This is a genomic window from Devosia sp., from assembly GCF_014860165.1.
Classification (GTDB): Bacteria; Pseudomonadota; Alphaproteobacteria; order Rhizobiales; family Devosiaceae; genus Devosia.
Genome location: NZ_JACZKG010000009.1, coordinates 1 through 13,243 on the forward strand (window position 1 = coordinate 1; position 13,243 = coordinate 13,243).

Here is a 13,243-nt window from a genome sequence, read left to right on the forward strand (position 1 = left end):
ATCTACCACCGCGCGTCGCATCAGGGCTTGCCCCGAGGGCTCTGTACTGAGCCGCGCGCGTGCAAGTGAGGTGCCCTCGGGTCAGGCCCGAGGGTGACGCTCCGTGAATGTGAGAGGTCGTCCATGCGCATCGTCGCCGGCAAATTCCGCGGCAAGCAGCTCAATTCCCCGTCGGACGATTCCATTCGCCCGACGGCCGACCGCGTCCGCGAATCGATGTTCAACATCCTCGCTTCCCGGTTGGGTCCAGTATTTTCAGGCATTCGCGTGCTCGATCTCTTCGCCGGCACCGGCGCTCTGGGCCTCGAAGCCCTGTCGCGCGGCGCCAGCCACGTCACCTTCGTCGATACCGGCGCGGAAGCGCGCGGTCTGATCCGCGATCATATCGAGGCCTTCGGGGCAGGGGGCATCACCAAGCTGCTACGCCGCGACGCCACCGACCTGGGCACGCCGGGCACCTTCGGCCAGTTCAACCTGGTCTTCCTCGATCCGCCCTATGGCAAGGGCCTGGGCGAGCAGGCCTTGGCGCACATCGCCGCCAATGGCTGGCTAGCGCCTGATGCGACCATCGTGTTCGAGGAAAGCGCCGATGCTGCGGTGGAAATTCCGGCGGGATTCACGCTGGATGACCGCCGGGAATATGGCGCCGCGGCTGTGTATTTCCTGACGTTTGGGGGCGCGGGCTAACTAGAAACGGCCCGGTTCCACGAGCCCGTGCTCACGCCGCCGCCACACACGCCTCGCATTTGCCGCGGATTTCCATCGTCGTCCGCTCGACCTTGAAGCCCTTGGCGCCGGCCCAGTGCCCGAGCCGCTCCTCGATGACGGAGTCGGCGAATTCATCGACCTTGCCGCAGCCCTCGCAGATGGCGAAGGCGATCAGCCCCTTGCGGTGGCAATGCTCGTCGGCACAAGCCACGAAGGCATTGAGCGATTCAAGCCGATGCGCGAGGCCACGTTCCACCAGCTTGTCGAGCGCCCGATAGACCTGCAGCGGCGCGCGCAGGCCATCGGCCCGCAGCTTGTCGAGAATGTCATAGGCGCTCAGCGGGGATTCGGAATGGTTGAGCGCGCCCAGCACCAGCCCCTGGTTGCGCGTCAGGTCGGTTGGAACATCGTGACTATGCGCCATGGGGCACTCTCCTGCCGAACAGCCGCGAGACGGGCACCGCCAGCGACACAAGGAACACTATCAGAGCCATCACCACAATCGAGGGACCCGAAGCCGTATCCCACGTTCTTGATCCGAACAGCCCCCCGACCACGGCGATGGCGCCCAGGATCGCGGCCACCACGGCCATCATCTCGGGCGTCGCGCTCAGCCGCCGCGCCGTCGCCGCCGGAATGATCAGCAGCGAGGTGATCAGCAAGACCCCCACCAGCTTCATCGCAATGGCGATGACCGATGCCATCAGGATCATCAGCACCAGCCGGCTCGCCTCGGGCCGCAGCCCTTCGGCCTCGGCCAGTTCCGGGCTCACCGTCGCCGCCAATAACGGCCGCCAGGCCAGCACCAGGATGGCGAGGATGGCGGCACCCCCGCCATAGATGATGGCGATGTCTTCCACCGATACGGCGAGGATATCCCCGAACAGGAAACCCATCAGGTCGATGCGGACAGTGGTCAAGAACCCCACCAGCACCAGGCCCACCGCCAGCGTCGAGTGGCTCAATATGCCCAGCAGCGCATCGATCGACAGCGTCGCCTGCCGCTGCAGCACGATCAGCGCGCCCGCCACCAGCGCCGCCACGGCAAAGACGCCGAGCGTCATGTTGATGGACAGCAGGATCGAAAGCGCCACGCCCAGCAGCGCCGAATGCGCCATGGTGTCGCCGAAATAGGCCATGCGCCGCCACACCACGAAACAGCCCAACGGCCCGGTGACCACGGCAAGGCCGATGCCGGCGATGAGGGCGCGGGAAAAGTAGTCAGCGAACATGGTCGTGCCCCGCATGGTCGTGGTGATCGTGGTCACGCTCATGATGATGGTCATGCGCCTCGCCCTCGGGCACCACGCACCCGTCATCATGATGCTCGTGGTCGTGGTGATGCTCATAGATGGCCAGGGTACTGGCCGCGCGTTCGCCGAACAGTTTGAGATATTCGGGGCTTCGCTTGACCGCCGAGGGCGTGCCGCGGCAGCAGACATGGCCGTTGAGGCAGATCACCGTATCGGTTTCGGCCATCACGACATGGAGGTCATGGCTGATCATCAATATGCCGCTATGGGTGGTGTCGCGGATCTGCCGGACCAGGTCGTAGAGAGCCACTTCGCCCGAGAAGTCCACGCCCTGCACCGGTTCGTCGAGCACCAGCAGGTCCGGCTTGCGGATCATGGCCCGCGCGAACAGGACGCGCTGGAATTCCCCGCCCGACAGTTCCTGCACGGCGGCCTTGAGCAGACGCCTAGCGCCCACGGCCTCGAGGGCCGCCTCTATGTCCGCCTGGGCATGCCGGCCGGTCAGGGTCATCAACCGCTCCACTGTCAGCGGCAGGGTCCAGTCGATCGTGAGCTTCTGCGGCACATAGCCGATCCGCAGCCCCGGCTTGCGCGTCACGCTGCCCATGGTGGGCTTGAGCACGCCCGTCGCCAGCTTGGCCGTGGTCGACTTGCCCGAGCCATTGGGCCCGATCAGCGTCACGATCTCGCCACGCGAAATGGTGAGGTCCACGCCGCTGACCAATGTCCGCGCGCCATGCCGGACGCCGGCATTGCGCAGGGTGATCAGCGTTTCCTTTGGGGCCAGGGCATCCATATCTGTGTCGGCTCCAGTTCTGCCCTCCCATTGAGGGCCGTCCGGGTGGGCGCGGCATGGCGGGGATTTCCCCAGAACCACCCTTGACGCCACTGAATACGTTATAGCATAACACCGCGGCAAGTGTAATAACATAACATATCACGTCGAGGTTGCCGCATGAAGCTGTTTGCCCCCATTACCCTGCTGTCGACAGCGCTCCTCACCACATCAGCGATGGCCGCGCCCAATGTCGTTGCCTCGATCAAGCCGGTGCATTCGCTGGTTTCGGCCGTCATGGCCGGCGTGGGCGAACCCACACTGATCGTCAAGGGCTCCGCTTCACCCCACACCTATGCCCTCCGGCCGTCCGATGCGGGGGCACTGGAATCGGCCGATCTCGTCTTCTGGACCGGCCACGGCATGGAACTGTTCCTGGCCGACGCGCTGGAAACGCTGGCCAACGATGCCACGGTTGTCGAACTGGCTGACTCCCCCGGTATTACCCTGCTGCCCGTCCGCGAAGGCGGCGCCTTCGAGGCCCATGCGGACGAGGCGCATGGCGACCACGAAGGCGAAACGCCCGAGGAGCATGCCGCGCACGAGGAGCATGGCGAAGGCGACATGCATTTCTGGCTCGATCCAGAAAATGCCAAGCTGATGGTCACCCAGATTGCCGCGACGCTGGCGGATGCCGATCCTGACAACGCCGCCGCCTACCAGGCCAATGCCGAGGCTGAACTGGTGCGGCTCGATGCGCTCGAGGCCGAACTGGCCACCATGCTGGCGCCGGTTGCCGACAGGCCCTTCATCGTCTTCCACGATGCCTACCAGTATTTCGAATCCCGCTTCGGCCTCTCGCTGGTCGGTTCGGTGACCGTGACGCCCGATGTCGTGCCCGGCGCCGCCCGCATCGACGAACTCAAGGCCAAGCTGGGCACATCGGGCGCCACCTGCGTCTTCGCCGAACCCAATTTCGAGCCGGCCGTCATCTCGGCCATCACCGAGGGCACCCCCGCCAAGGCCGGCGTGCTCGACCCCGAAGGCGGCGCGCTGGCCGAGGGGCCGGGACTCTATGCCGACCTGCTGCGCGGGCTGGCCACAAGCCTTGTCGACTGCCTGGGCTAGTCTCACTCCAGATTCCTCGTCCCTTGCGCCTCCCCGGTGGCGGTCCGAGATTTCGCCACATACTTGATGCGGCTCCTCCCCCTCGAGGGGGAGGCTGAGTGGGGGTAACCGACCAAGCTTACTTCAGCGGCCCCTTGAAGATGAAGAAGGCGCCCAGGGCGATCATGGCAAAGCCGATGCCGTGGTTCCAGGTGAACTTCTCGCCAAGATAGAACACCGCGAACAGCACGAAGACCGAGAGCGAGATCACTTCCTGGATGGTCTTGAGCTCGGCGCCCGAATAGACGCCATAGCCGATCCGGTTGGCTGGCACGGCCAGCCAGTATTCGAAAAAGGCGATGCCCCAGCTGATCAGCACCACGACCCAGAGGGCAGTGGCGGGAAATTTGAGGTGCCCATACCAGGCAAAGGTCATGAACAGATTGGATGCGACCAGCAGCCCGATCGGCGCCAGCGTGGCAAAGTTGAAGCCCAAGGCTTCCTCCTGAACGAACCGGTCAGCCCCGGCGGCGCTATCTAGCCGTATCGGCCATGACGCGAAAGCGCGATTTGTGCAGGGCTCGCCTAGCGCAAATGCTTGGTCGGCTGCTCGAGCCCGAAGATGTCGTCGGTGAGGCTGTCCATGCGCTCGCGGATCAGCGCCTGGGCGTCATAGAGGCCGCGGTTGTAGAAATACGCGCCCATCTTGTCCACGAAGAACATCATCAGCATCTCCGCCGGTATGGCGCCGATCGGCTGGTCCAGTTCCTCGCGGAAATAGTCCTGGATTTCCCCGACAATGGCCTTGGTTTCCTCCTTGGTGAACTTGATCGGCTTCATGGCGAAATCTCCCTTCAGGCTCCGTTCATAGCGCGAGTCGTTGATTGCGGACGGCGGCCCATCAGGGCAAACTGCGCCGTCCGAGGAGAAATTCATGCTTGCTCGCGCGTCCTTTTTCGTAGCACTCGCCCTGGCGGGCCCGTCCCTGGGCGAGGAGATCGCCTGCGAAGGCGCCTTCGCCATCGACAGCTCCGAGGCGCGGCTGATCGAGCTCTATGGCGCCGACAATGTCGTCACCGGCATCGTGCCGGGCCCAGAGGGCAGCGAAATGCTGGCGACCACGGTGTTTCCGGACAATCCAAAAAAGACCCTGCAGTTCGTCTGGTGGGACGAAGCCGGGCTGAGCAGCCCCAGCTATATAGACCTGCCTCCCAAGATGACCGCCCCAGGTGGCGTCCGCATCGGCATGTCGCTGGCCGAGATCGAGATCATCAACGGCGAGCCGTTTACGCTGCTTGGCTTCGGCTGGGACTATGGCGGCGCCGCGGGGTTTGAATCCGGCGCGCTGTCCAACCTGCCAGGGGATTGCCTGCTCAGCCTGGACTTCGATTATGGCACCTCTCCCCCTGGCGTCGATACGCTCCCCGCCATGGGCGACAAGGAACTCTCGTCCGACGATCCGCTGCTGGCGCAGATGCAGGTGAAGGTCAACTCGATGTCGGTCGGCTACCCCCATCCCGATTTCCGCGATTGACCGCCACCCCTCGGGAGGCGTAACTCTGAACTCGTGTTGGTTCCCAAAGGCCGTTGTGCTGGAGGGATACCCAGCCTGAAGCATAAGGCATCACGCCTTGTGCGAAGGCTGGAAAAGGGAACACGGTGCGACGTACCCATCAGGGCGCAAAACCGTGGCTGCCCCCGCAACTGTAAGCGGTGCGATTCCCTCTCATGCCACTGGCGCAAGCCGGGAAGGCGAGGGGATTGGCTATCACCGTGAGCCAGGAGACCTGCCAGCGCCTTGGGAGTATTTCAGCAAAAGTGGCTGCCACTTTTGCGGTTCGAAATGCGACCCCCAAGCTCGCCGGGCGAAGAGCCCAAGACTATTCCGCGCACGGAGGGTGCTGCCATGAATACTACGACCACTACCTCGACTGGCCTCCAGTCGCTCTCGATTTCCCAGCGTATCATTGCCGGTTCGCTGGCGCTCATGCTCGGCCTGACCCTGCTGGTTGGCACCGGTTTTGCCGGCGATTTCCGCCTGCATAACGGCGCCCACGACACCCGCCACGCCATGGGCTTCCCCTGCCACTAAGGCAGGCGACGAGAGAAAAAACAAAATGATCCGCAATCTGTTTGCCGCTGCGCTGGTCGCAGCGCTTGGTGCTGGCCTCATCACGGCCGGCCTCCAGCATTTCCGCGTCACCCCGCTTATTCTCCACGCCGAAACCTTCGAGGGAGAAGGCGGCCATAGCCACGGCGCCGAAGCCGTCGTCGCCGCGCACGAGCATCCCGAGGGCACGCCGGTGCACACCCATGGCGAGGCCGTTGCCACGACCGCGGCGGCGCCCGAGGAATGGGCGCCTCAGGATGGTTTCGAGCGCACCGCCTATACGACGCTCGCCACAGTACTCGCTGCCGCCGGCTTTGCCCTGCTCATCGGCGCCGTCTCGATGTTCGCCAACATCCCGATCACCTTTGCCAATGGCCTCCTCTGGGGCATGGCCGGCTTCGTCACCTTCACCCTGGCCCCTGCCTATGGCCTGCCGCCCGAACTGCCCGGCATGCCGGCCGCCGATCTCGTCGCCCGGCAGGTCTGGTGGACGGGCACCGCGCTCGCCACCGGCGCCGCCTGCCTGTTGCTGGCCAAGACCCGCGCAGGCTGGGCCTTTGCCGTCGCCACCGCATTGATCGTGGCCCCGCACATCATCGGCGCACCTGTCGCGCCCGATGAAGCCAGCGCCGTCCCGGCGCACCTCGCCACCGAATTCGCCGCCGTCACGCTGGGCACCGCGCTGGTGTTCTGGCTGCTGCTGGGCACCCTGTTCGGCAAGCTCAACGATACTTTTGCGGCGCGCCAGGCGACCGTCCCGACAGGAGCCGTCGCATGACCAAGATCCCGACCACCGTCATCACCGGCTTTCTCGGCGCCGGCAAGACCACCCTCGTGCGGCACCTCCTGGCGCATGCCCCCAAGGGCAAGCGCATCGCGCTGATCATCAATGAATTTGGCGATCTCGGCGTCGACAAGGATATCCTGGCTGGTTGCGGCGACGAAACCTGCCGGGAAGAGGATATGGTCGAACTGTCCAATGGCTGCATCTGCTGCACCGTGGCCGACGAGTTCATCCCCACCATGCAGGCTCTGCTCGCCCGGCAGGAAAAGTTCGATCACATCGTCATCGAGACCTCCGGCCTGGCTTTGCCGCAGCCACTGATCCGCGCTTTCAACTGGCCCGAGATCAAGGCGCAGGTGACCATCGACGGCATCGTCACTGTCGCCGACGCCTCCGCTCTGGCCGAAGGCCGCTTTGCCAGCGACGAAGCCGCTGTCGATGCCCAGCGCCGCCAGGACGAAATGCTTGACCACGAAACGCCGCTGGGCGAATTGTTCGAGGACCAGCTTTCGGTCGCCGACCTCGTCATCATCAACAAGGCCGATCTCGTCGATGCCGCGATGCTCGCCAAGGTTGAAGCCAATATTCGTGCCGAGCTGCGCCCCGGCGTCGGCGTCATCCATGCCCGCAATGGCCATGTCGACATCGCGGCCCTGCTCGGCATGGGCATGGGCAGCGAAGACGACATTGCCAACCGCCCCAGCCACCACGAGCTGGAGCATGGCGGGCAAACCCACGAGCATGACGACTTCGACAGCTTCTCGCTGCGCATTCCCAGTGTGAACAGCAAGGACGCATTGCTCTCGGTGATCGAGCAGACCATCCGCGACCATGACGTGCTGCGCCTCAAGGGCTTCGCCGCCATCCCCGGTGCCGCCGCCCGCCTCGCCATCCAGGCCGTCGGCCCCCGCGTCACCGCCTATTTCGATCGGCCGTGGAAAGACGGAGAACCGCGCGAAACAGCGCTGGTGGTGATCGGCGAAAGCCCGCTCGACCGAGCGGCGATTACCGCCAGTCTGCAGAAGGCCGCGGCGCTCGCCGCCTGACGGCCCATGCACCTCCTCTCCGCCCAGGCCGGCGCCATCCAGCAGGAAGGCGAAGCCATCGATCTCAACCAGCGCCCCGGGGCGCTGGTCTTTGCCAGCTCGGCCGATAGTGAACTGGCCATGCTGGCCGGCGCCGCTGACCGGGCAGGGGAGGATGAACTCCGCCTCGCCAACACGCTGCGCCTCTCCAACAATCTCTCGGTCGATCTCTGGCTGGAAAAGACCGTCGCGCAAGCGCGCCTGGTCGTGCTCCGCCTTATCGGCGGCGCCGCCTATTTCCAGTATGGCGTCGACGAGCTGACGGCCCTCTGCGCCAACCGCAGGATTCCGCTGGCGCTGCTGCCGGGCGACGCCAATCCCGACCCCATCCTGCAATCGCGCTCCACTATCCACCCCGACGACTGGACGCGCCTGCACAGCCTCTTCATCGCCGGCGGCCCCGATAATGCCGACACGGTCCTGGCAGCGTTCAATGCCCTGTCTTCACCTCTCCCTTCGGGGGAGAGGTCGTCGGCGCAGCCGACGGGTGAAGGGGCCCGGCTCTCTTCGCTTGCTCCCCAGCCCTTCGCCCGCTTCGGTCTCTGGCACCCCAGCACAGGCATGACCGACGAGGGTGGATTGCGCGCCCAGCACAAATCTATCCCTTCATCGTCATCGCCGGGCTTGTCCCGGCAATCCATGGACCACCGGGACGAGCCCGGTGGTGACGGCAGTTCGGGGAATTGTGCGTCCTACATCCCCATCCTCTTTTACCGCGCCGCCCTCGAAGGCGCAGGCACGGCCACCATCGAAGCGCTGATCGCCGAGCTCGAAGCGCAAGGCCTTGCCCCGGTCCCGCTGCTCATTTCCTCGCTCAAGGAGGGGCCCTGCATCCGCTTCGTGCAGGACGCACTGGCGGCCTTTCAGCCTTCCGCCATCTTCAATCTCACCGGCTTCGCCCTCGGCATCGATGGCCTTGAGGACAAATCCAATCCCTTCTCGGGCAGCGACGCACCGGTCATCCAGCTCATCCAGTCCGGCCGCTCGCAGGCGCAATGGGAGGCCGATAGCCAGGGGCTCAGCTCCAAGGACATGGCCATGTTCCTCGTCATGCCCGAAGTCGATGGGCGCCTGGGCGGCCTCATCGTCGGCCACAAGGCCGACGCCATCTGCCACGAGCGCTGCCAGGTGCCACTGACCAGCTACGCGCCCGACGCCTCGGGCATCACCCGCGCCGTGGCCTTGGCCCAGAACTGGTCCCGCCTCCGCGCCACGCCCCGCGCCGAACGCAAGGTGGCCATCGTCCTCGCCAACTACCCCATCCGCGACGGCCGCCTGGCCAACGGCGTCGGCTACGACGCGCCGGAGTCCACGGTACGCATGCTGCAGGAGCTGGAGAGGGCGGGCTATGCGCTGAATTCGCCCCCAGCGCCTCCCTCCCCCTTGAGGGGAGGGACCGAGGGTGGGGGTTCCGCAGGTTCCGCCTACCCGAAATCTTCGGCCGACCTCATCACACTCCTCCAGTCGGGTCCCACCAACGCCGATCCGAGCCGGGGCATATCTCCCGCCACACTCCCGCTGAGCCGGTATACCGCGCTCTTCGCGACGCTTCCGGAGCAGATTCAACGCGAGGTGACGGCGCGATGGGGCCGTCCGGCAACGGACCCCTTCGTTCGCACCGGACCTGGGGCAGACCACCTGATTCCTAATCAGGTGTTCCACCTCCCCGCGCTCATATCAGGCAACATCGCCATCCTGCTGCAGCCCGCCCGCGGCTATCAGCTCGACGAGACCGCCAGCTACCACGATCCGGCGCTCGTCCCGCCGCATGCCTACATCGCCGCCTACCTCTGGCTGCGTCACGAATTCGGCGCCCATGCCCTCATTCACAATGGCAAGCATGGCACGCTCGAATGGCTGCCCGGCAAGGCGACGGCGCTGGATGAAGCCAGCTATTCCGACGCGCTCTGGGGACAGTTGCCGCACCTTTATCCGTTCATCGTCAATGATCCGGGTGAGGGCACCCAGGCCAAGCGCCGCACCGGCGCTGTCATCATCGACCACCTCGTGCCGCCGCTGACGCGGGCCGAAACCTATGGGCCGCTCAAGGACCTTGAGGCCCTGCTCGACGAATACTATGCCGCCTCCGGCATGGACCGCCGCCGCCTTGCCGACCTGCGCCGCCGCATCCTCGACTTCGTCAGCGATACCAAGCTCGATCGTGACATCGGCCTGCCCGAGGACGAGACGGCGGCCCTGATCAAGATCGACAACTTCCTCTGCGACCTCAAGGAAGCCCAAATCCGCGATGGCCTGCACATCTTCGGCCAATCGCCGGCAGGCGATCTGGAGCGCGATCTCATCGTGGCGCTGGCCCGCGTCCCGCGCGGCGAAGGGGCAGGGGAGGGATCGCTGGTCCGGGCCCTGGCCGATGATCTGAAACTTGGGTTTGATCCGCTCACAGCAAAGCTCGGCGAGCCGTGGACCGGGCCACAACTCTTGCTCCCGGCCTCGGCTGACTCAATTCTCCGAAGCATCGGCGACGTGGTCGACCATCTCGAATCCATCGCCGCCGCGCTCGTCGATGGCACCCTCACGTCCGATCCCGACTGGACTGCCACCTCTGCCGTCCTCGCCACCATCGCCACCATCATCCGCCCCCGCCTCGCAGCCTCCGGCCCGGCCGAAATGGCGGCCCTCATCGATGGGCTCGATGGCAAGTTCATCCGCCCCGGCCCATCAGGCGCCCCCTCGCGCGGGCGCCTCGATGTGCTGCCGACCGGGCGCAACTTCTATTCCCTCGACAGCCGCGCCGTGCCCACGCCCACCGCCTGGGAACTGGGCCGCAAATCCGCCGAAAACCTGGTTCTCCGACACCTGCAGGATCATGGCCACCACCTGCGCTCGGTCGCCCTCTCGGTCTGGGGTACCGCCAATATGCGCACCGGCGGCGATGATATCGCCCAGGCCCTGGCCCTGATCGGCGCGAAACCCACCTGGGATCCCGGCTCGCTGCGCGTTTCCGGCTACGAGATCATTCCCCTGGCGAAACTCGGCCGCCCGCGCGTCGACGTCACCCTGCGCATCTCGGGTTTCTTCCGCGACGCCTTCCCGGCCCAGATCGCCCTGTTCGACCGCGCCATCCGCGCCATCGGCGCGCTGGACGAGCCGACCGAGGACAATCCCATTGCAGCCACCATGCGTACCGACGCGCTGGGGCTGATCGCGGCCGGCGAAAACGAAAGCGCCGCCGGCCATCGCATCTTCGGCTCCAAACCCGGCACCTATGGCGCCGGCCTCAATGCGCTGATCGATTCCGGCGCCTGGTCGACCAAGGCCGATCTCGCCAACCGCGCCCTCGATTGGGGCCAATATGCCTATGGCGCCCGGGACGCCGGCACGCCCCAGCGCGACCGCTTCGCCGCCCGGCTCGGCGATATCGACGCTGTCATCCACAATCAGGATAATCGCGAGCACGACCTGCTCGACAGCGACAACTACTACCAGTTCGAGGGTGGCCTCTCCGCCGCTGCCGAGACGCTGACCGGCGTCAAGCCATCAGCCTATCACAACGATCACTCCCGCCCCGAACGCCCGCTGATCCGCACGCTGGAAGAGGAGATCTCCCACGTCATGCGCAGCCGCGTGGTGAACCCGAAATGGATTTCGGGCATGCAGCGCCACGGCTATCGCGGCGCCTTCGAGATCATCGCCACGGTCGATTTCATGTCCGCCTTCGCCGCCACCACGGGTGCGGTCAAGACCCATCACTTCGACCTCGCCTTCGAGGCCTTCGTCGAGGACGACGCTGTCAGGGACTGGCTCAAATCGGCCAACCGCCACGGCTATGACGAGCTGATCGCCAAGTTCAACGAAGCGCGCCAACGGGGGCTGTGGACCCCCCGCTCAAACTCCGCTTTTGCCTATCTGGAGGAATCCAAATGACCGACAAGCCAGCCAAGAAGACCGACCTGATGAGCGAAGCCGAGCGCGATGCCTATCATGCCGAAAAGATGAAAAAGAAGCGCGAGGCGCGGAACAAGATCCTGGCGACCAAGACCCAGGAAAAGGGCCTGCTGATCGTCCATACCGGCAAGGGCAAGGGCAAGTCGACGGCCGCTTTCGGCATGGTGTTCCGCGCGCTGGGCCATGGCTTCAAGGTCGGCGTGGTGCAGTTCGTCAAGGGCGTCTGGGAGACCGGCGAGCGCGATGTGCTGCTGAAGTTTCCCGAACTCGTCACCATCAACGCCATGGGCGAGGGCTTCACCTGGGACGTTGCCGACCGCCAGCGCGATCTCGCCGCGGCGCGCAAAGCCTGGGACCAGGCCAAGGCCCTCATATCAGACCCCAGCTACAAGCTGGTGCTGCTCGACGAGCTCAATATCGTGCTGCGCTATGACTATCTGCCCATCGAGGAAGTGGTCGAATTCCTGCGCAACAAGCCGGTCGACACCCATGTCATCGTCACCGGCCGCAACGCCAAGGATGAGCTGATCGAGATCGCCGACCTAGTCACCGAAATGACCGAGATCAAGCACCACTTCCGCTCAGGCGTGAAAGCGCAGAAGGGCATCGAGTTTTAGGTTTTTCACCTCTCCCTTCGGGGGTAGAGAGCCTGCCCCGGACTTGATCCGGGGTCGGCGCGTAGCGCCGGGTGAGGGGGCCTTTTCTGGGTTAGGTGATTGGGGAAGGCCCCCTCACCCGATCCGAAGTCGGGTCGACCTCTCCCCCAAAGGGAGAGGTGAGGAGTTGTCGCTAACAATTCCCCCGCAGCGACCGCACCAGCCGCTCGATCACCGGGTCCATCTCCGCGCTGTCGGTCACCGAATATTCCGCGCGGAACGCGGCGTAGCTGCTGCCGTCGCAGAGCAGCACCATGCGCTGGTAGACAATGCGGAAGCCCTTGATGGCCGACCAGCTGGCCCAGCGCGGCGTAGTTGCCTGGTAGGTGATGTTCCAGGCTTCCTCTGTATCCCAGACCATGCGTTGGGCGATTTCGGCGTCGAAGCCCTCCAGCGCATATCCGCCCCAGACCAGGAGGTCGATCGGCTTGCCCTCGGCGGCAAACGCCTGGCCGTCGCCATTGTCGCTCTCACCCTGGCCGGAAAAGGCGGGCGGAATGTCGATCGAATAGCCGAAGCGGGCATTGTCATACGTCTGCCAGCCCTGCGCCAATGCAGGAGTGGTCAGGAGGGCGAAGAGGATGAGGAAAGCGGTGCGCATGGCGCCAGTGTGCCGTCACGGCTGCGGCGCCGCAAGAGCGGACCGGCCAAGACGCTTCGGCCGGTCCCGTGACGCAGGAAGGCTCAGGTGCCGCGGAACAGCACGCCGGCGGCCAGCACGACGAATGCTGCCGTCATGATCCAGAACGCATAGACACCGATGATCGCCACGGTCGGCACGAAGTAGCCGACAAGCGCGATGACGGCGAGCACGACAGAGATGATGAACATCAGTTGGGTCGGCGCAGACAGGTTCAAG

At 65.1% G+C, this 13,243-nt stretch carries 15 protein-coding genes and 1 riboswitch; of the genes, 8 read left to right on the plus strand and 7 right to left on the minus strand.

Annotated features, from left to right (window positions below):
- Nucleotides 1-123: 123 nt before the first annotated feature.
- The gene (gene rsmD, locus IH615_RS01685) at nucleotides 124-687 is read left to right on the plus strand and encodes a 16S rRNA (guanine(966)-N(2))-methyltransferase RsmD (RefSeq protein WP_291359314.1); all 564 of its coding nucleotides are present in this window, start codon (nucleotides 124-126) and stop codon (nucleotides 685-687) included.
- A 31-nt stretch (nucleotides 688-718) separates the two neighbouring features.
- Here rsmD and IH615_RS01690 read toward each other — a convergent pair whose 3' ends face one another.
- Genes IH615_RS01690 through znuC form a run of 3 tightly spaced genes read right to left on the minus strand, consistent with a single transcriptional unit; the run spans nucleotide 719 to nucleotide 2,757 of the window.
- Entirely contained in the window at nucleotides 719-1,132 is a 414-nt protein-coding gene (locus tag IH615_RS01690) for a Fur family transcriptional regulator (protein WP_291359316.1), read from the minus strand.
- Entirely contained in the window at nucleotides 1,122-1,940 is an 819-nt protein-coding gene (locus tag IH615_RS01695; protein WP_291359452.1) for a metal ABC transporter permease, read from the minus strand. Before IH615_RS01695 ends, IH615_RS01690 begins: the two co-directional genes overlap by 11 nt.
- Nucleotides 1,930-2,757 carry a zinc ABC transporter ATP-binding protein ZnuC gene (gene znuC, locus IH615_RS01700; RefSeq protein ID WP_291359317.1) on the minus strand — a complete coding sequence of 276 codons (828 nt, stop codon included), beginning with the start codon at nucleotides 2,755-2,757 and terminating at the stop codon, nucleotides 1,930-1,932. Before znuC ends, IH615_RS01695 begins: the two co-directional genes overlap by 11 nt.
- A 159-nt stretch (nucleotides 2,758-2,916) precedes the next feature.
- On the opposite strand from znuC, the gene IH615_RS01705 reads away from it, so the two are divergent.
- Nucleotides 2,917-3,864 carry a zinc ABC transporter substrate-binding protein gene (locus IH615_RS01705; RefSeq protein ID WP_291359319.1) on the plus strand — a complete coding sequence of 316 codons (948 nt, stop codon included), beginning with the start codon at nucleotides 2,917-2,919 and terminating at the stop codon, nucleotides 3,862-3,864.
- Between the two features lie 118 nt (nucleotides 3,865-3,982).
- Here the strand turns inward: IH615_RS01705 and IH615_RS01710 are convergent, their stop codons facing one another.
- Together IH615_RS01710 and IH615_RS01715 are read right to left on the minus strand one after the other, a co-directional pair.
- Nucleotides 3,983-4,339: a DMT family protein gene (locus IH615_RS01710; protein ID WP_291359321.1), complete on the minus strand. Its 357-nt coding sequence runs from the start codon at nucleotides 4,337-4,339 to the stop codon at nucleotides 3,983-3,985.
- An 89-nt stretch (nucleotides 4,340-4,428) separates the two neighbouring features.
- A complete protein-coding gene (locus IH615_RS01715) occupies nucleotides 4,429-4,683 on the minus strand; it encodes a DUF2164 domain-containing protein (RefSeq protein ID WP_291359322.1) in 255 nt (84 codons plus the stop codon).
- 94 nt (nucleotides 4,684-4,777) lie between these two features.
- Between IH615_RS01715 and IH615_RS01720 the strand changes: the two genes are divergently transcribed.
- From IH615_RS01720 to cobO, 6 genes are all read left to right on the plus strand, one after another.
- The gene (locus IH615_RS01720; protein ID WP_291359324.1) at nucleotides 4,778-5,377 is read left to right on the plus strand and encodes a hypothetical protein; all 600 of its coding nucleotides are present in this window, start codon (nucleotides 4,778-4,780) and stop codon (nucleotides 5,375-5,377) included.
- Nucleotides 5,378-5,457: 80 nt separating this feature from the next.
- A riboswitch (cobalamin riboswitch) is annotated at nucleotides 5,458-5,653 on the plus strand.
- Between the two features lie 96 nt (nucleotides 5,654-5,749).
- The gene (locus IH615_RS01725; protein WP_291359326.1) at nucleotides 5,750-5,935 is read left to right on the plus strand and encodes a CbtB domain-containing protein; all 186 of its coding nucleotides are present in this window, start codon (nucleotides 5,750-5,752) and stop codon (nucleotides 5,933-5,935) included.
- A gap of 25 nt (nucleotides 5,936-5,960) precedes the next feature.
- Nucleotides 5,961-6,731: a CbtA family protein gene (locus tag IH615_RS01730; protein WP_291359327.1), complete on the plus strand. Its 771-nt coding sequence runs from the start codon at nucleotides 5,961-5,963 to the stop codon at nucleotides 6,729-6,731.
- Complete coding sequence (gene cobW / locus IH615_RS01735) at nucleotides 6,728-7,783, plus strand: cobalamin biosynthesis protein CobW (protein ID WP_291359328.1); 1,056 nt, start codon at nucleotides 6,728-6,730, stop codon at nucleotides 7,781-7,783. Before IH615_RS01730 ends, cobW begins: the two co-directional genes overlap by 4 nt.
- Nucleotides 7,784-7,789: 6 nt before the next feature.
- Complete coding sequence (cobN, locus tag IH615_RS01740; protein ID WP_291359329.1) at nucleotides 7,790-11,707, plus strand: cobaltochelatase subunit CobN; 3,918 nt, start codon at nucleotides 7,790-7,792, stop codon at nucleotides 11,705-11,707.
- Nucleotides 11,704-12,345 (plus strand): cob(I)yrinic acid a,c-diamide adenosyltransferase, encoded by a 642-nt coding sequence (gene cobO, locus IH615_RS01745; RefSeq protein WP_291359330.1) that lies wholly within the window; start codon nucleotides 11,704-11,706, stop codon nucleotides 12,343-12,345. The genes cobN and cobO overlap by 4 nt, the downstream gene beginning before the upstream one ends.
- 172 nt (nucleotides 12,346-12,517) lie before the next feature.
- Here the strand turns inward: cobO and IH615_RS01750 are convergent, their stop codons facing one another.
- Together IH615_RS01750 and IH615_RS01755 are read right to left on the minus strand one after the other, a co-directional pair.
- On the minus strand, nucleotides 12,518-12,985 hold the full coding sequence (locus tag IH615_RS01750) for a hypothetical protein (RefSeq protein WP_291359331.1): 468 nt from the start codon (nucleotides 12,983-12,985) through the stop codon (nucleotides 12,518-12,520).
- Between the two features lie 83 nt (nucleotides 12,986-13,068).
- Nucleotides 13,069-13,242, minus strand: coding sequence for a hypothetical protein (locus IH615_RS01755; RefSeq protein ID WP_291359333.1), 174 nt, complete (start codon nucleotides 13,240-13,242; stop codon nucleotides 13,069-13,071).
- Nucleotide 13,243 lies beyond the last annotated feature (1 nt).

Excerpts from the sequence above, each read along its gene's own strand:
- rsmD (WP_291359314.1), top strand. The coding sequence starts at position 124 with ATGCGCATCGTCGCCGGCAAATTCCGCGGCAAGCAGCTCAATTCCCCG.
- IH615_RS01690 (WP_291359316.1), bottom strand. The coding sequence starts at position 1,132 with ATGGCGCATAGTCACGATGTTCCAACCGACCTGACGCGCAACCAGGGG.
- IH615_RS01695 (WP_291359452.1), bottom strand. The coding sequence starts at position 1,940 with ATGTTCGCTGACTACTTTTCCCGCGCCCTCATCGCCGGCATCGGCCTT.
- znuC (WP_291359317.1), bottom strand. The coding sequence starts at position 2,757 with ATGGATGCCCTGGCCCCAAAGGAAACGCTGATCACCCTGCGCAATGCC.
- IH615_RS01705 (WP_291359319.1), top strand. The coding sequence starts at position 2,917 with ATGAAGCTGTTTGCCCCCATTACCCTGCTGTCGACAGCGCTCCTCACC.
- IH615_RS01715 (WP_291359322.1), bottom strand. The coding sequence starts at position 4,683 with ATGAAGCCGATCAAGTTCACCAAGGAGGAAACCAAGGCCATTGTCGGG.
- IH615_RS01720 (WP_291359324.1), top strand. The coding sequence starts at position 4,778 with ATGCTTGCTCGCGCGTCCTTTTTCGTAGCACTCGCCCTGGCGGGCCCG.
- IH615_RS01725 (WP_291359326.1), top strand. The coding sequence starts at position 5,750 with ATGAATACTACGACCACTACCTCGACTGGCCTCCAGTCGCTCTCGATT.
- IH615_RS01730 (WP_291359327.1), top strand. The coding sequence starts at position 5,961 with ATGATCCGCAATCTGTTTGCCGCTGCGCTGGTCGCAGCGCTTGGTGCT.
- cobW (WP_291359328.1), top strand. The coding sequence starts at position 6,728 with ATGACCAAGATCCCGACCACCGTCATCACCGGCTTTCTCGGCGCCGGC.
- cobN (WP_291359329.1), top strand. The coding sequence starts at position 7,790 with ATGCACCTCCTCTCCGCCCAGGCCGGCGCCATCCAGCAGGAAGGCGAA.
- cobO (WP_291359330.1), top strand. The coding sequence starts at position 11,704 with ATGACCGACAAGCCAGCCAAGAAGACCGACCTGATGAGCGAAGCCGAG.
- IH615_RS01750 (WP_291359331.1), bottom strand. The coding sequence starts at position 12,985 with ATGCGCACCGCTTTCCTCATCCTCTTCGCCCTCCTGACCACTCCTGCA.